The organism is Pseudomonas sp. FBCC-B1667, from assembly GCF_059133255.1.
In genome coordinates, this window is sequence record NZ_CP101437.1 from 6,124,463 (window position 1) to 6,139,961 (window position 15,499).

At 54.4% G+C, this 15,499-nt stretch carries 20 protein-coding genes; all 20 read right to left on the reverse strand.

Annotated elements, in window-relative coordinates; translation table 11 throughout:
* Window positions 1-6: 6 nt before the first annotated feature.
* A complete protein-coding gene (rpsN, locus tag NL116_RS28320; RefSeq protein WP_003176414.1) occupies window positions 7-312 on the reverse strand; it encodes a 30S ribosomal protein S14 in 306 nt (101 codons plus the stop codon).
* A 13-nt stretch (window positions 313-325) separates the two neighbouring features.
* Window positions 326-865, reverse strand: coding sequence for a 50S ribosomal protein L5 (gene rplE / locus NL116_RS28325; protein ID WP_003176415.1), 540 nt, complete (start codon window positions 863-865; stop codon window positions 326-328).
* 20 nt (window positions 866-885) lie between these two features.
* A complete protein-coding gene (gene rplX, locus NL116_RS28330) occupies window positions 886-1,200 on the reverse strand; it encodes a 50S ribosomal protein L24 (protein ID WP_494374971.1) in 315 nt (104 codons plus the stop codon).
* 11 nt (window positions 1,201-1,211) lie between these two features.
* Window positions 1,212-1,580 carry a 50S ribosomal protein L14 gene (gene rplN / locus NL116_RS28335; protein WP_002555479.1) on the reverse strand — a complete coding sequence of 123 codons (369 nt, stop codon included), beginning with the start codon at window positions 1,578-1,580 and terminating at the stop codon, window positions 1,212-1,214.
* Between the two features lie 23 nt (window positions 1,581-1,603).
* Window positions 1,604-1,870, reverse strand: coding sequence for a 30S ribosomal protein S17 (gene rpsQ / locus NL116_RS28340; RefSeq protein ID WP_003176419.1), 267 nt, complete (start codon window positions 1,868-1,870; stop codon window positions 1,604-1,606).
* Window positions 1,871-1,872: 2 nt separating this feature from the next.
* Window positions 1,873-2,064, reverse strand: a complete 192-nt coding sequence (rpmC, locus tag NL116_RS28345) for a 50S ribosomal protein L29 (protein ID WP_002555481.1) — start codon at window positions 2,062-2,064, stop codon at window positions 1,873-1,875.
* On the reverse strand, window positions 2,064-2,477 hold the full coding sequence (rplP, locus tag NL116_RS28350) for a 50S ribosomal protein L16 (protein ID WP_007943783.1): 414 nt from the start codon (window positions 2,475-2,477) through the stop codon (window positions 2,064-2,066). The genes rpmC and rplP overlap by 1 nt, the downstream gene beginning before the upstream one ends.
* 12 nt (window positions 2,478-2,489) lie before the next feature.
* Window positions 2,490-3,176 (reverse strand): 30S ribosomal protein S3, encoded by a 687-nt coding sequence (gene rpsC, locus NL116_RS28355; protein WP_003176422.1) that lies wholly within the window; start codon window positions 3,174-3,176, stop codon window positions 2,490-2,492.
* Between the two features lie 13 nt (window positions 3,177-3,189).
* Window positions 3,190-3,522 carry a 50S ribosomal protein L22 gene (gene rplV / locus NL116_RS28360; RefSeq protein ID WP_003103908.1) on the reverse strand — a complete coding sequence of 111 codons (333 nt, stop codon included), beginning with the start codon at window positions 3,520-3,522 and terminating at the stop codon, window positions 3,190-3,192.
* A gap of 11 nt (window positions 3,523-3,533) precedes the next feature.
* Window positions 3,534-3,809 carry a 30S ribosomal protein S19 gene (rpsS, locus tag NL116_RS28365; protein WP_002555486.1) on the reverse strand — a complete coding sequence of 92 codons (276 nt, stop codon included), beginning with the start codon at window positions 3,807-3,809 and terminating at the stop codon, window positions 3,534-3,536.
* Window positions 3,810-3,825: 16 nt separating this feature from the next.
* A complete protein-coding gene (rplB, locus tag NL116_RS28370; protein ID WP_003176423.1) occupies window positions 3,826-4,650 on the reverse strand; it encodes a 50S ribosomal protein L2 in 825 nt (274 codons plus the stop codon).
* 14 nt (window positions 4,651-4,664) lie between these two features.
* Window positions 4,665-4,964 carry a 50S ribosomal protein L23 gene (gene rplW / locus NL116_RS28375; RefSeq protein ID WP_002555488.1) on the reverse strand — a complete coding sequence of 100 codons (300 nt, stop codon included), beginning with the start codon at window positions 4,962-4,964 and terminating at the stop codon, window positions 4,665-4,667.
* Window positions 4,961-5,563, reverse strand: a complete 603-nt coding sequence (rplD, locus tag NL116_RS28380; RefSeq protein WP_007896707.1) for a 50S ribosomal protein L4 — start codon at window positions 5,561-5,563, stop codon at window positions 4,961-4,963. Before rplD ends, rplW begins: the two co-directional genes overlap by 4 nt.
* A 12-nt stretch (window positions 5,564-5,575) precedes the next feature.
* Window positions 5,576-6,211 carry a 50S ribosomal protein L3 gene (gene rplC, locus NL116_RS28385; protein WP_003186059.1) on the reverse strand — a complete coding sequence of 212 codons (636 nt, stop codon included), beginning with the start codon at window positions 6,209-6,211 and terminating at the stop codon, window positions 5,576-5,578.
* Between the two features lie 80 nt (window positions 6,212-6,291).
* Window positions 6,292-6,603, reverse strand: a complete 312-nt coding sequence (gene rpsJ, locus NL116_RS28390) for a 30S ribosomal protein S10 (RefSeq protein WP_003186070.1) — start codon at window positions 6,601-6,603, stop codon at window positions 6,292-6,294.
* A 158-nt stretch (window positions 6,604-6,761) separates the two neighbouring features.
* The gene (gene tuf / locus NL116_RS28395) at window positions 6,762-7,955 is read right to left on the reverse strand and encodes an elongation factor Tu (RefSeq protein ID WP_027924378.1); all 1,194 of its coding nucleotides are present in this window, start codon (window positions 7,953-7,955) and stop codon (window positions 6,762-6,764) included.
* 30 nt (window positions 7,956-7,985) lie between these two features.
* The gene (gene fusA, locus NL116_RS28400) at window positions 7,986-10,091 is read right to left on the reverse strand and encodes an elongation factor G (RefSeq protein WP_494374972.1); all 2,106 of its coding nucleotides are present in this window, start codon (window positions 10,089-10,091) and stop codon (window positions 7,986-7,988) included.
* A gap of 30 nt (window positions 10,092-10,121) precedes the next feature.
* Complete coding sequence (gene rpsG / locus NL116_RS28405; RefSeq protein WP_002555493.1) at window positions 10,122-10,592, reverse strand: 30S ribosomal protein S7; 471 nt, start codon at window positions 10,590-10,592, stop codon at window positions 10,122-10,124.
* A 118-nt stretch (window positions 10,593-10,710) separates the two neighbouring features.
* Window positions 10,711-11,082: a 30S ribosomal protein S12 gene (rpsL, locus tag NL116_RS28410; RefSeq protein ID WP_002555494.1), complete on the reverse strand. Its 372-nt coding sequence runs from the start codon at window positions 11,080-11,082 to the stop codon at window positions 10,711-10,713.
* A gap of 216 nt (window positions 11,083-11,298) precedes the next feature.
* A complete protein-coding gene (gene rpoC, locus NL116_RS28415; RefSeq protein WP_007896632.1) occupies window positions 11,299-15,498 on the reverse strand; it encodes a DNA-directed RNA polymerase subunit beta' in 4,200 nt (1,399 codons plus the stop codon).
* Window position 15,499: the final 1 nt, after the last annotated feature.

Sequence of the window (15,499 nt, forward strand, 5' to 3'; positions counted from 1 at the left end):
TAGTGCTTACCAGCTGGCTTTAACCAGACCAGGTACGTCACCACGCATTGCAGCTTCACGCAGTTTGTTACGGCCGAGGCCGAACTTGCGGTAAACGCCGTGTGGACGACCGGTCAGGCGGCAGCGGTTACGCATGCGCGAAGCGCTTGCGTCACGTGGCTGCTTCTGCAGAGCAACTGTAGCTTCCCAACGTGCTTCTGGACTTGCGTTCAGATCAACAATGATAGCTTTCAGTGCTGCACGCTTTTTGGCGTACTTGGCAACCGTGAGCTGACGCTTCAGCTCGCGGTTTTTCATGCTCATCTTGGCCATTTTCCTACTCCAATCAGTTGCGGAACGGGAATTTGAAAGCACGCAACAGGGCGCGACCTTCATCATCGTTCTTGGCAGTGGTGGTCAGGGTAATGTCCAGACCGCGGAGAGCATCGATCTTGTCGTAGTCGATTTCCGGGAAGATGATCTGCTCTTTAACGCCCATGCTGTAGTTACCACGACCATCGAAGGACTTGGCATTCAGGCCGCGGAAGTCGCGAACCCGAGGCAGGGAGATCGACAGCAGACGATCCAGGAACTCGTACATACGCTCACGGCGCAGAGTCACTTTGACGCCGATCGGCCAACCTTCACGGACTTTAAAGCCAGCGATGGATTTCCGAGCGTAGGTCACAACGACTTTCTGGCCGGTGATCTTTTCCAGGTCGGCAACAGCGTGCTCGATGACTTTTTTGTCACCGACGGCTTCGCCCAGACCCATGTTCAGGGTGATTTTTGTAACGCGTGGAACTTCCATCACGTTCGAAAGCTTAAGTTCTTCCTTAAGTTTCGGTGCGATTTCCTTCCAGTAAATCTCTTTTAGTCGTGCCATGGTCTTCTACCTAGCAGTGTTCAAGCATCAACCGCTTTTTGGGTCGACTTGAAGACACGAATTTTCTTGCCGTCTTCTACTTTGAAACCAACGCGGTCAGCCTTGTTGGTTTCGCCGTTGAAAATGGCGACGTTAGAAGCGTCCAGTGGAGCTTCTTTTTCGACGATACCGCCTTGTACGCCCGACATCGGGTTAGGCTTGGTATGACGCTTAACCAGGTTCAGACCACCAATAACCAGACGGTTGTTAGAGAGAACCTTAAGCACCTTACCGCGCTTACCTTTGTCTTTGCCGGCGATCACGATGATCTCGTCGTCACGACGAATCTTTTGCATGTCGGATCTCCTTACAGCACTTCTGGGGCGAGCGAGACGATCTTCATGAACTTCTCAGTACGAAGTTCACGGGTCACTGGCCCAAAGATACGGGTGCCGATCGGCTCTTGCTTGTTGTTCAGAAGAACAGCAGCGTTGCCATCAAAGCGGATAATGGAGCCATCAGCACGACGTACGCCGTGACGAGTGCGGACTACAACAGCAGTCATCACTTGGCCTTTTTTCACTTTACCGCGAGGAATTGCTTCCTTTACGGTAACTTTGATGATGTCACCGATACCAGCGTAACGACGATGGGAGCCACCCAGCACCTTGATGCACATAACACGGCGAGCGCCGCTGTTATCGGCCACATCGAGCATGGATTGAGTCTGAATCATATAATTTCTCCGACCCCTAGTCCTTAGACTTCCACAGCGCGTTCGAGAACATCAACCAGTGCCCAAGACTTGGTCTTGGCCAAAGGACGAGTTTCACGAATAGTGACTTTGTCGCCGATGTGGCACTGATTGGTTTCGTCGTGCGCGTGCAGCTTAGTCGAACGCTTAACGTATTTACCGTAGATCGGGTGCTTTACGCGACGCTCGATCAGTACGGTGATGGTTTTGTCCATCTTGTCGCTGACAACACGGCCAGTCAGCGTACGGACAGTTTTTTCGGCTTCAGCCATGATTACTTACCTGCCTGCTGGTTGAGCACAGTCTTCACGCGAGCGATGTCACGCTTAACTTGCGAGAGCAGATGAGACTGCCCCAACTGGCCAGTTGCTTTCTGCATACGCAGATTGAACTGGTCGCGCAGCAAGCCGAGCAGTTGCTCGTTCAGCTGCTGTGCGGATTTTTCACGAAGTTCATTCGCTTTCATCACATCACCGTCCGTTTAACAAAGGCGGTGGCGAGCGGCAGCTTTGCAGCAGCCAGGGCAAAAGCCTCACGCGCCAGCTCTTCAGAAACACCCTCGATTTCATACAGGACTTTGCCTGGCTGAATCTGGGCAACCCAGTACTCCACACTACCCTTACCTTTACCCATACGAACTTCGAGGGGCTTTTTGGAAATAGGCTTGTCCGGGAATACACGGATCCAGATCTTGCCGCCACGTTTAACGTGACGGGTCAGAGCACGACGCGCTGACTCGATCTGACGAGCGGTGAGACGACCACGAGCTACAGACTTCAGCGCATATTCGCCGAAGCTGACTTTGCTACCGCGCTGTGCCAGACCACGGTTGTGGCCTGTCATCTGCTTGCGGAACTTCGTACGCTTTGGTTGCAACATTTGGCGTACCCCTTACTTAGCAGCTTTTTTACGAGGCGCTGGTGCTTGTGGTTTCAGTTCTTCTTGGCGACCACCAATTACTTCGCCTTTGAAGATCCAAACCTTTACACCGATCACACCGTAAGTGGTGTGAGCTTCGTAGTTGGCATAGTCGATGTCGGCACGCAGGGTGTGCAGTGGCACACGACCTTCGCGATACCATTCAGTACGTGCGATTTCAGCACCGCCGAGACGACCGCTCACTTGGATTTTGATGCCTTTGGCACCAATGCGCATGGCGTTCTGAACAGCGCGCTTCATAGCGCGACGGAACATTACGCGACGCTCCAGCTGCTGAGCTACGCTCTGCGCAACCAGCATACCGTCGAGCTCCGGCTTGCGGATCTCTTCGATATTGATGTGCACAGGCACACCCATTTGCTTGGTCAGGTCCTGACGCAGTTTCTCAACATCTTCACCTTTCTTCCCGATAACGATACCTGGACGAGCGGTGTGGATGGTGATACGTGCAGTCTGCGCCGGACGATGGATATCGATACGGCTTACGGACGCGCTTTTTAGTTTGTCTTGGAGATACTCACGCACCTTCAGATCAGCGAACAAATAGTCCGCATAAGTCCGACCGTCTGCGTACCAGACGGAGGTGTGCTCCTTGACGATTCCCAGGCGAATGCCAATGGGATGTACTTTCTGACCCATCTCTTCGACTCCGTTACTTGTCAGCAACCTTGACAGTGATATGGCAAGACCGCTTGACGATGCGATCAGCACGGCCTTTGGCACGTGGCATGATGCGCTTCAGCGAACGCCCTTCGTTGACGAAAACGGTGCTGACTTTAAGGTCATCAACGTCTGCGCCTTCGTTATGCTCGGCGTTGGCTACGGCCGACTCCAGCACTTTCTTCATGATCTCGGCGGCTTTCTTACTGCTGAAAGCCAACAAGTTGAGCGCTTCGCCCACCTTCTTCCCGCGGATCTGGTCGGCGACCAAGCGGGCTTTCTGGGCGGAGATTCGAGCGCCCGACAACTTAGCGGCTACTTCCATTTCCTAACCCCTTAACGCTTGGCTTTCTTGTCTGCCACGTGCCCACGATAAGTGCGGGTACCGGCGAACTCGCCCAGTTTGTGGCCGACCATGTCTTCGTTAACGAGAACTGGGACGTGTTGACGACCGTTGTGTACTGCGATGGTCAAACCGACCATTTGTGGCAGGATCATCGAACGACGCGACCAGGTTTTCACCGGTTTGCGATCATTCTTTTCCGCCGCCACTTCGATCTTCTTCAGTAGGTGAAGATCGATAAAAGGACCTTTTTTCAGAGAACGTGGCACTGTCGTATCCCTCTATTTACTTGCGACGACGGACGATCATTTTGTCGGTACGCTTATTACCACGAGTCTTCGCGCCCTTAGTCGGGAAGCCCCATGGCGATACCGGATGACGACCACCAGAGGTACGACCTTCACCACCACCATGTGGGTGGTCAACCGGGTTCATGGCAACACCACGAACGGTTGGGCGAACGCCACGCCAGCGTTTGGCACCAGCTTTACCCAGCGAACGCAGGCTGTGCTCGGAGTTCGAGACTTCGCCCAGGGTCGCGCGGCATTCAGCCAGCACTTTACGCATCTCACCAGAACGCAGACGCAGGGTCACGTAGACACCTTCACGAGCGATCAACTGAGCCGAAGCACCAGCGGAACGAGCGATCTGTGCGCCTTTACCTGGCTTCAATTCGATGCCGTGTACGGTGCTACCAACTGGAATGTTACGCAGTTGCAGAGCGTTGCCCGGCTTGATCGGTGCCAGAGCACCTGCGATCAGCTGGTCACCAGCACTCACGCCTTTAGGGGCGATGATGTAGCGACGCTCGCCATCTGCGTACAGCAGCAGAGCGATGTGAGCAGTACGGTTTGGATCGTATTCGATACGCTCGACAGTGGCAGAGATGCCATCTTTGTCGTTGCGACGGAAATCGACCAGACGATAATGCTGCTTATGGCCACCACCGATGTGACGAGTGGTAATGCGACCATTGTTGTTACGACCACCAGTCTTCGATTTTTTCTCGAGCAGCGGTGCGTGAGGAGCGCCTTTATGCAGCTCCTGGTTGACCACCTTGACCACAAAACGGCGGCCAGGGGAAGTCGGTTTGCATTTAACGATTGCCATGATGCACCCCTTCCTTACTCAGCACTGCTGCTGAAATCGAGATCTTGGCCTGGCTGAAGGGAGATAACTGCCTTCTTCCAGTCATTACGCTTGCCCAGACCGCGAGCAGTGCGCTTGCTCTTACCCAGAACATTCAGGGTAGTAACACGCTCTACTTTCACGCTGAACAGGCTTTCGACGGCCTTCTTGATTTCCAGCTTGGTTGCGTCAGTTGCAACCTTGAAAACGAACTGGCCTTTCTTGTCAGCCAGAACCGTAGCCTTCTCGGAAACGTGCGGGCCAAGCAGAACTTTAAATACGCGTTCCTGGTTCATCCCAGCAGCTCCTCGAATTTCTTCACGGCCGACACGGTGATCAACACCTTGTCGTATGCGATCAGACTAACTGGATCGGAACCTTGCACGTCACGTACATCAACGTGTGGCAGGTTACGAGCAGCCAGGTACAGGTTCTGATCAACGACTTCAGACACGATCAAGACGTCAGTCAAGCCCATGCCGGTCAGTTTGTTCAGCAGATCTTTGGTCTTCGGTGCATCAACAGCGAAGTCCTGAACCACTACCAGACGATCAGTACGCACCAGCTCAGCAAGGATGGAACGCATTGCTGCGCGATACATCTTCTTGTTCAGCTTCTGGGTGTGATCCTGAGGACGAGCTGCGAAAGTGGTACCGCCGCCACGCCAGATTGGGCTACGGATAGTACCGGCACGAGCACGGCCAGTACCTTTCTGACGCCATGGGCGCTTACCGCCACCACGAACGTCGGAACGGGTCTTTTGCTGCTTGGAACCCTGACGGCCGCCGGCCATGTAGGCCACGACTGCTTGGTGAACCAGCGTCTCGTTGAATTCGCCGCCAAATGTCAGTTCGGAAACTTCGATCGCTTGAGCGTCATTTACATTTAATTGCATGTCAGCTTCCCCTTAACCGCGAGCCTTGGCTGCTGGACGTACAACCAAGTTGCCGCCAGTAGCGCCAGGAACAGCGCCCTTGACCAACAACAGATTGCGTTCAGCGTCCACGCGCACTACTTCGAGGGACTGCACGGTCACGCGCTCAGCGCCCATATGACCGGACATTTTTTTGCCCTTGAATACACGACCAGGAGTCTGGCACTGGCCGATAGAGCCTGGAACGCGGTGGGACACGGAGTTACCGTGGGTATTATCTTGCCCGCGGAAGTTCCAACGCTTGATCGTACCCTGGAACCCTTTACCCTTGGACTGACCGGTTACATCAACCAGTTGACCAGCGGCGAAGATTTCAGCGTTGATCAGATCGCCGGCCTGGTACTCGCCTTCTTCAAGACGGAATTCCATTACGGTACGACCAGCGGCAACGTTCGCCTTAGCGAAGTGGCCAGCTTGAGCAGCTGTAACACGCGAAGCACGACGCTCGCCTACAGTGACTTGCACTGCACGATAGCCATCGGTCTCTTCAGTTTTGAACTGGGTGACGCGATTCGGTTCGATCTCAATGACCGTGACCGGAATGGAGACACCTTCTTCGGTGAAAATACGGGTCATACCGCATTTACGACCGACTACACCAATAGTCATGTTGTAAACCTCATGAGTGTACGGGGCTTTCACCCGCTATGGCCGCCCATTTCAGAGCGTTACACGACTAAGACCAAGTCTTAGCCGAGGCTGATCTGCACTTCCACACCGGCCGCAAGATCAAGCTTCATAAGAGCATCAACGGTTTTATCCGTTGGCTGGACGATGTCCAGAACGCGCTTATGAGTACGGATCTCGTACTGGTCACGCGCGTCTTTGTTGACGTGCGGGGAGACCAGAACGGTGAACCGCTCTTTACGGGTAGGCAGTGGAATTGGACCACGCACTTGAGCACCAGTACGTTTCGCGGTTTCCACGATTTCCTGGGTGGATTGGTCGATCAGGCGATGGTCAAAAGCCTTCAACCTGATACGGATTTGCTGATTTTGCATTGGATTTCAGACTCCGGCTGCTATTCCCACCGAGCGCAATACGCCCGTTAAAAGGAGGCGCAATTCTATAGACGCCCCAGATAGGTGTCAACCCAATAAAAAAGGCCCCCGCTAAGCGGGGGCCTTCTCAAAAAATCGAGCTATCTCAGAAGAGATAATTACTCGATGATTTTAGCTACAACGCCAGCACCAACGGTACGGCCGCCTTCACGGATAGCGAAACGCAGACCATCTTCCATCGCGATGGTTTTGATCAGGGTAACAGTCATCTGAATGTTATCGCCTGGCATTACCATTTCAACGCCTTCTGGCAATTCGCAGTTACCGGTCACGTCAGTAGTACGGAAGTAGAACTGTGGACGGTAGCCTTTGAAGAACGGAGTATGACGGCCGCCTTCTTCCTTGCTCAGAACGTAAACTTCTGCGGTGAACTTGGTGTGCGGCTTAACCGAACCCGGCTTAACCAGAACCTGGCCACGCTCAACGTCGTCACGCTTTGTGCCACGCAGCAGCACGCCGCAGTTCTCGCCAGCACGACCTTCGTCGAGCAGCTTGCGGAACATTTCAACACCGGTGCAGGTGGTGACGGTAGTGTCACGCAGACCAACGATTTCCAGTGGATCCTGAACGCGAACGATACCGCGCTCGATACGACCAGTCACAACAGTACCGCGACCAGAGATCGAGAATACGTCTTCGATTGGCATCAGGAACGGCTTGTCGGTCAGACGAACTGGTTCTGGGATGTAGCTGTCCAGAGTCTCAACCAGTTTACGAACGGCAGTGGTGCCCATTTCGTTGTCGTCTTTGCCTTCCAGAGCCATACGCGCCGAACCGATGATGATCGGAGTGTCGTCGCCTGGGAAGTCGTAAGTGCTCAGCAGATCGCGCACTTCCATCTCAACCAGTTCCAGCAGCTCAGCGTCGTCTACCAGGTCAGCCTTGTTCAGGAAAACCACGATGTACGGAACGCCTACCTGACGGGACAGCAGGATGTGCTCACGGGTTTGTGGCATCGGACCATCAGCGGCCGAGCAAACCAGGATAGCGCCGTCCATCTGGGCAGCACCGGTGATCATGTTCTTCACATAGTCAGCGTGACCTGGGCAGTCAACGTGAGCGTAGTGACGGATCTTCGAGTTGTACTCGACGTGTGCGGTGTTGATGGTGATACCACGAGCTTTTTCTTCTGGCGCGCTGTCGATTTTATCGAAATCAACGATGGCCGAACCGAATACTTCGGAGCAGACGCGAGTCAGAGCTGCAGTCAGCGTGGTTTTACCGTGGTCAACGTGACCGATGGTGCCAACGTTGACGTGCGGTAGGGAACGATCAAATTTTTCTTTAGCCACGACAATTAACTCCTTGCCTAAAGGGCTGAATCAGCCTTGTTTTTTGGTAACAGTTTCGACGATGTGCGACGGAGCTGTATTGTATTTTTTGAATTCCATAGAGTAGCTTGCGCGACCCTGGGACATGGAACGAACGTCGGTCGCATAACCGAACATCTCGCCCAGCGGAACTTCGGCGCGAATTACTTTACCGGAGACCGTGTCTTCCATACCCAAAATCATGCCGCGACGACGGTTAAGGTCGCCCATCACGTCACCCATATAGTCTTCAGGCGTAACAACCTCTACCGCCATGATCGGCTCAAGCAACTCACCACCGCCCTTCTGGGCCAGTTGCTTGGTCGCCATGGAAGCAGCCACCTTAAACGCCATCTCGTTGGAGTCGACGTCGTGGTAAGAACCATCAAACACGGTAGCCTTCAGGCCGATCAGCGGATAGCCGGCAACAACGCCGTTCTTCATCTGCTCTTCGATACCCTTCTGGATCGCCGGGATGTATTCCTTAGGAACCACACCACCCACGACTTCGTTCACGAATTGCAGACCTTCCTGACCTTCGTCAGCAGGAGCAAAACGAATCCAGCAATGACCGAACTGGCCACGACCGCCGGATTGACGAACGAATTTGCCTTCGATTTCACAGTTCTTCGTGATGCGCTCACGATAGGAAACCTGAGGCTTACCGATGTTGGCTTCGACGTTGAACTCACGGCGCATCCGGTCAACCAGGATGTCCAGGTGCAACTCGCCCATGCCGGAGATGATCGTTTGACCAGTCTCTTCATCGGTTTTGACGCGGAAAGATGGATCTTCCTGAGCAAGCTTGCCCAGAGCGATACCCATTTTTTCCTGGTCATCCTTGGTCTTAGGCTCTACAGCAACCGAAATAACCGGCTCCGGGAAGTCCATACGAACCAGGATGATTGGCTTGTCAGCGTTGCACAAAGTTTCACCAGTGGTGACGTCCTTCATGCCGATCAAGGCCGCGATGTCACCAGCGCGCACTTCCTTGATTTCTTCACGGGCGTTTGCGTGCATTTGCACCATACGACCCACGCGCTCTTTCTTGCCTTTAACCGAGTTGATCACGCCGTCGCCGGAGGCCAACACGCCCGAGTAAACTCGAACAAAGGTCAAGGTACCCACGAATGGGTCGGTAGCAATCTTGAACGCCAGAGCCGAGAACGGCTCGTTGTCGTCTGCATGACGCTCCAGCTCGATAGTCTCGTCATCCGGGTCAGTACCCTTGATGGCAGGAATTTCGGAAGGAGCAGGCAGGTAGTCGATAACGGCGTCGAGAACCAGGGGAACACCCTTGTTCTTGAAGGAAGAACCGCAAACAGCCAAAACGATCTCGCCAGCGATAGTACGCTGACGAAGAGCCGCCTTGATTTCCGCGTTGGTGAGTTCTTCACCTTCGAGGTACTTGTTCATCAGCTCTTCGCTGGCTTCTGCCGCAGCTTCAATCATGTTGCCGCGCCACTCGTTAGCCAACTCCTGCAGTTCAGCAGGGATAGGCTTACGAACTGGAACCATGCCTTTGTCAGAGTCATTCCAGTAAACAGCTTCCATAGCCATCAGATCGATCTGACCCTGGAAGTTGTCTTCGGAACCGATGGCCAACTGGATTGGCACCGGAGTGTGACCCAGACGCTGCTTGATCTGGCCGATCACGCGCAGGAAGTTCGCACCAGCACGGTCCATCTTGTTTACGTAAACAAGACGTGGAACGCCGTACTTGTTGGCTTGACGCCATACGGTTTCCGACTGAGGCTCAACACCCGAGGTGCCACAGAACACAACGACCGCGCCGTCGAGAACACGCAGGGAACGCTCAACTTCAATAGTGAAGTCAACGTGGCCCGGGGTGTCGATGACGTTGAAACGGTATTGGTCTTTGTGCTGCTTCTCGGAACCCTGCCAGAAGGCGGTAATAGCAGCAGAAGTAATGGTAATACCACGCTCCTGCTCCTGAACCATCCAGTCTGTGGTCGCGGCGCCGTCATGCACCTCGCCCATCTTGTGGCTTTTGCCAGTGTAAAAAAGGACGCGCTCGGTGGTGGTGGTTTTACCAGCATCCACGTGAGCAACGATACCAATGTTACGGTAGCGGTTAATCGGTGTAGTACGAGCCATAAAGCCCTCGCAAAATTAGTGACGCTAAAATTAGAAGCGGTAGTGCGAGAAAGCCTTGTTGGCTTCAGCCATACGGTGCACGTCTTCACGCTTCTTAACTGCAGCACCTTTACCTTCAGCGGCGTCCAACAGTTCGCCAGCCAAACGCAGAGCCATAGACTTCTCGCCGCGCTTGCGGGCGAAGTCTACCAACCAGCGCATTGCCAGAGCGTTACGACGGGACGGACGAACTTCGACCGGAACCTGGTAAGTAGCACCGCCTACACGGCGCGACTTTACTTCGACCAGCGGAGCGATGGCGTCGAGAGCTTTCTCGAAGATTTCCAGGGGATCGCTGTTCTTGCGTTCTTTAACTTTTTCCAGCGCGCCATAAACGATACGTTCGGCGACGGCTTTCTTGCCGCTTTCCATAACGTGGTTCATGAACTTGGCCAGGATCTGGCTGCCGTACTTCGGATCGTCAAGCACTTCGCGCTTGGCTGCTACGCGTCTTCTTGGCATGGATAAGCCCTCAAACGGTCTTCAGGTTCGCTCGGAATCGGTGCCCTTGCGGGACGCCTCCGACCTTACTCTTATCGACTCAGAAAAATAGAAAATCAGTTTTTACAAAAAGCCGCTACTACTTAGGCTTCTTGGTACCGTACTTCGAACGACCCTGGTTACGACCTTTAACGCCGGAAGTATCCAAAGAACCGCGTACGGTGTGGTAACGAACACCTGGCAAGTCTTTTACACGACCGCCGCGGATCAGTACCACGCTGTGCTCTTGCAGGTTGTGGCCTTCACCGCCGATGTACGAGGAAACCTCGAAACCGTTGGTCAGACGCACACGGCATACTTTACGCAGTGCCGAGTTAGGTTTTTTCGGCGTGGTGGTATACACACGAGTGCATACGCCACGACGTTGCGGGCAGTTCTGCAGCGCAGGCACGTCGGATTTCTCGACGATACGCTTACGCGGCTGACGTACCAGCTGGTTGATAGTTGCCATCTACTAGCTCCACTGTTGTCTTGCGACGCTATTGTCTTGCAAGAAAAGCAAAATGGCAGGAACGAATTCCCGCCAAATTTAGGGGTACAAGAGTCTAAAGAGGATCTTGCCCCCAGTCAAGGCAAGGCCCCGACCTCCCCACCCATCCAACCTCGACAAATTGTCTCGATTCGATGAACGGAGCAGCCAGGGCCTTACGCTCATTTATCGCAGAACTCAGTTACCGCTAGAGTTCAGCGCTTCGGTCAGTGCAGCTTCCACTTCACTGGCGCTTACGCGCAACGGTTTGTCAGCATCACGGCGACGCTTGCGCTCGCTGTGATAAGCCAGACCGGTACCAGCCGGGATCAGACGACCCACGACCACGTTTTCTTTCAGGCCGCGCAGGTAATCGCGCTTGCCGGTTACCGCCGCTTCGGTCAGTACGCGAGTGGTTTCCTGGAAGGAAGCCGCCGAGATGAACGATTCGGTGGACAACGACGCCTTGGTGATACCCAACAGCACGCGAGTGAACTTGGAAACGAATTTCTCGTCGCCAGCCAGACGCTCGTTCTCTACCAGAACGTGAGTCAATTCCATCTGGTCGCCCTTGATGAAACTGGAATCGCCGGATTCAGCGATTTCAACTTTACGCAGCATCTGACGCAGGATGGTCTCGATGTGCTTGTCGTTGATCTTCACGCCTTGCAGACGGTAAACGTCCTGGATCTCGTTCACGATGTACTTGGCCAGCGCACTCACACCCAGCAGACGCAGGATATCGTGCGGATCGCTCGGACCGTCGGAGATAACTTCGCCGCGGTTTACCTGTTCGCCTTCGAACACGTTCAGGTGACGCCACTTCGGAATCAGCTCTTCGTACGGATCGCTACCGTCGTTCGGGGTAATGACCAGACGGCGCTTGCCTTTGGTCTCTTTACCGAACGCGATGGTGCCGCTGACTTCAGCCAGAATCGAGGCTTCTTTCGGACGACGGGCTTCGAACAAGTCGGCAACACGCGGCAAACCACCGGTGATGTCACGGGTCTTCGAAGTCTCTTGCGGAATACGAGCGATAACATCACCGATCGCGATTTTCGCACCGTCCGCTACACCGACCAGGGCGTTAGCAGGCAGGAAGTACTGAGCAATTACGTCAGTGCCCGGCAGCAAGAGATCCTTGCCGTTGTCATCAACCATCTTCACAGCAGGACGGATATCTTTACCGGCAGCTGGACGGTCTTTGGCGTCGAGTACTTCAATGTTGGTCATACCGGTCAATTCGTCAGTCTGACGCTTGATCGTGATGCCTTCTTCCATGCCCACGTAGGTCACGGTACCTTTCATTTCGGTAACGATTGGGTGAGTGTGCGGATCCCACTTGGCCACGATTGCGCCAGCGTCGACCTTGTCACCCTCTTTAACCGAAATCACAGCACCGTACGGCAGCTTGTAACGCTCGCGCTCACGACCGAAGTCATCAGCGATCGCCAGCTCACCGGAACGGGACACAGCAACCAGGCAACCATCCACTCGCTCAACGTGCTTCAGGTTATGCAGACGGACGGTACCGCCATTCTTCACCTGAACGCTATCAGCTGCGGAGGTCCGGCTTGCCGCACCACCGATGTGGAACGTACGCATGGTCAGCTGGGTACCCGGCTCACCGATGGACTGGGCAGCGATAACGCCGACCGCTTCACCGATGTTCACCTGGTGACCACGAGCCAGGTCACGGCCGTAGCACTTGGCGCAAATGCCGTAGCGGGTTTCGCAGCTGATCGGCGAACGCACGATCACTTCGTCGATGCTGTTCAGCTCGATGAACTCGACCCACTTCTCGTCTACCAGCGTGCCGGCAGGAACGATGATTTCTTCGGTACCTGGCTTGAACACGTCGCGGGCAATAACACGACCCAATACTCGCTCACCCAACGGCTCAACAACGTCACCGCCTTCAATGTGCGGAGTCATTACCAAGCCATGCTCGGTGCCGCAATCGATCTCGGTTACTACCAGATCCTGCGCCACGTCTACCAGACGACGAGTCAAGTAACCGGAGTTCGCAGTTTTCAACGCGGTATCCGCCAAACCTTTACGAGCACCGTGAGTGGAGATGAAGTACTGAAGTACGCTCAAACCTTCACGGAAGTTCGCAGTAATCGGCGTTTCGATGATGGAACCGTCCGGCTTGGCCATCAGGCCACGCATACCGGCGAGCTGACGGATCTGCGCAGCAGAACCCCGTGCGCCCGAGTCGGCCATCATGTACATCGAGTTGAAAGATTCCTGGTCGACTTCAACGCCATGACGGTCGATGACTTTCTCTTTCGAGAGGTTGGCCATCATCGCCTTGGAAACTTCGTCGTTCGCCTTGGACCAAAGGTCGATCACTTTGTTGTACTTCTCGCCCTGGGTTACCAGGCCGGAGGCGTACTGACTTTCGATCTCTTTCACTTCGTCGGTAGCAGCACCGATGATGCGGGCTTTTTCATCAGGGATAACGAAGTCGTTAACGCCGATGGAAACGCCGGAGATGGTCGAATAAGCAAAACCGGTGTACATCAACTGGTCAGCGAAGATCACGGTCTCTTTCAAACCAACCACGCGGTAGCATTGGTTGATCAGCTTGGAGATCGCCTTTTTCTTCATCGGCTGGTTGACGACATCGTAGGACAGGCCAGGTGGAACAACCTGGAACAACAACGCACGACCGACGGTGGTGTCGACGATACGGGTGTTCTTGACGCTGCCACCATCACGATCGTTGACGGTTTCGTTGATCCGCACTTTGACTTTGGCGTGCAGTGCGGCTTCGCCAGCACGGAACACCCGGTCAACTTCTTGCAGATCCGCGAACACACGACCTTCGCCCTTGGCGTTGATCGCTTCACGAGTCATGTAGTACAGACCCAATACAACGTCCTGCGACGGAACGATGATTGGCTCACCGTTGGCTGGCGACAGAATGTTGTTGGTCGACATCATCAACGCACGCGCTTCCAACTGGGCTTCCAGTGTCAGCGGTACGTGCACGGCCATTTGGTCGCCGTCGAAGTCGGCGTTGTACGCAGCACAGACCAGAGGGTGCAGCTGGATAGCCTTACCTTCGATCAGTACCGGTTCAAACGCCTGGATACCCAGACGGTGAAGGGTCGGTGCACGGTTGAGGAGAACCGGGTGTTCACGGATCACTTCAGCGAGAACGTCCCAAACCTCTGGCAGCTCGCGCTCAACCATCTTCTTGGCTGCTTTGATGGTGGTCGCGAGACCACGCATTTCCAGCTTGCCGAAAATGAACGGTTTGAACAGCTCGAGAGCCATTTTCTTCGGCAGACCGCACTGGTGCAAACGCAGGGTCGGACCTACGGTAATTACCGAACGACCGGAGTAGTCAACACGCTTACCGAGCAAGTTCTGACGGAAACGACCTTGCTTACCCTTGATCATGTCAGCCAGGGATTTCAGAGGACGCTTGTTGGAACCGGTGATAGCGCGACCACGACGACCGTTGTCGAGCAGTGCGTCGACGGCTTCCTGCAACATACGCTTTTCGTTGCGCACGATGATGTCCGGAGCGGACAGATCAAGCAGGCGCTTCAAGCGGTTGTTACGGTTGATCACTCGACGATACAGATCGTTGAGGTCGGACGTTGCGAAGCGACCGCCATCCAGCGGAACCAGTGGACGCAGATCTGGCGGCAGAACCGGCAGAACGGTCAGCACCATCCATTCTGGAAGGTTGCCGGAACCCTGGAAGGCTTCCATCAACTTCAGACGCTTGGACAGCTTCTTGATTTTGGTTTCGGAGTTGGTTTGCGGAATTTCTTCACGCAGGCGGCCAATCTCGTGTTCCAGGTCGATAGCGTGCAGCAGTTCGCGGACAGCTTCGGCACCCATGCGGGCATCGAAATCGTCACCGAACTCTTCCAGCGCTTCGAAGTACTGCTCATCGTTGAGCAGCTGACCTTTTTCAAGGGTGGTCATGCCTGGGTCGATAACGACATAGCTCTCGAAGTAGAGAACGCGTTCGATATCACGCAGGGTCATGTCCATCAGCAAGCCGATACGCGACGGCAGCGATTTCAGGAACCAGATGTGGGCAACTGGCGAGGCCAGTTCGATGTGCGCCATGCGCTCACGACGAACTTTAGCCAGCGCGACTTCAACACCGCACTTCTCGCAGATCACACCACGGTGCTTCAAGCGCTTGTACTTACCGCACAGGCACTCGTAATCCTTTACCGGGCCAAAGATCTTGGCGCAGAACAGGCCGTCACGTTCAGGTTTGAACGTACGGTAGTTGATGGTTTCCGGCTTTTTAACTTCACCGAACGACCACGAACGGATCATCTCAGGCGATGCCAATCCAATACGGATAGCGTCGAACTCTTCGACTTGACCCTGGTTTTTCAGCAAATTCAGTAGGTCTTTCAAG

Coding starts and splice junctions, on each gene's coding strand:
- rpsN (WP_003176414.1), bottom strand. CDS start 312: ATGGCCAAGATGAGCATGAAAAACCGCGAGCTGAAGCGTCAGCTCACG.
- rplE (WP_003176415.1), bottom strand. CDS start 865: ATGGCACGACTAAAAGAGATTTACTGGAAGGAAATCGCACCGAAACTT.
- rplX (WP_494374971.1), bottom strand. CDS start 1,200: ATGCAAAAGATTCGTCGTGACGACGAGATCATCGTGATCGCCGGCAAA.
- rplN (WP_002555479.1), bottom strand. CDS start 1,580: ATGATTCAGACTCAATCCATGCTCGATGTGGCCGATAACAGCGGCGCT.
- rpsQ (WP_003176419.1), bottom strand. CDS start 1,870: ATGGCTGAAGCCGAAAAAACTGTCCGTACGCTGACTGGCCGTGTTGTC.
- rpmC (WP_002555481.1), bottom strand. CDS start 2,064: ATGAAAGCGAATGAACTTCGTGAAAAATCCGCACAGCAGCTGAACGAG.
- rplP (WP_007943783.1), bottom strand. CDS start 2,477: ATGTTGCAACCAAAGCGTACGAAGTTCCGCAAGCAGATGACAGGCCAC.
- rpsC (WP_003176422.1), bottom strand. CDS start 3,176: ATGGGTCAGAAAGTACATCCCATTGGCATTCGCCTGGGAATCGTCAAG.
- rplV (WP_003103908.1), bottom strand. CDS start 3,522: ATGGAAGTAGCCGCTAAGTTGTCGGGCGCTCGAATCTCCGCCCAGAAA.
- rplB (WP_003176423.1), bottom strand. CDS start 4,650: ATGGCAATCGTTAAATGCAAACCGACTTCCCCTGGCCGCCGTTTTGTG.
- rplW (WP_002555488.1), bottom strand. CDS start 4,964: ATGAACCAGGAACGCGTATTTAAAGTTCTGCTTGGCCCGCACGTTTCC.
- rplD (WP_007896707.1), bottom strand. CDS start 5,563: ATGCAATTAAATGTAAATGACGCTCAAGCGATCGAAGTTTCCGAACTG.
- rplC (WP_003186059.1), bottom strand. CDS start 6,211: ATGACTATTGGTGTAGTCGGTCGTAAATGCGGTATGACCCGTATTTTC.
- rpsJ (WP_003186070.1), bottom strand. CDS start 6,603: ATGCAAAATCAGCAAATCCGTATCAGGTTGAAGGCTTTTGACCATCGC.
- fusA (WP_494374972.1), bottom strand. CDS start 10,091: ATGGCTCGTACTACACCGATTAACCGCTACCGTAACATTGGTATCGTT.
- rpsG (WP_002555493.1), bottom strand. CDS start 10,592: ATGCCAAGAAGACGCGTAGCAGCCAAGCGCGAAGTGCTTGACGATCCG.
- rpsL (WP_002555494.1), bottom strand. CDS start 11,082: ATGGCAACTATCAACCAGCTGGTACGTCAGCCGCGTAAGCGTATCGTC.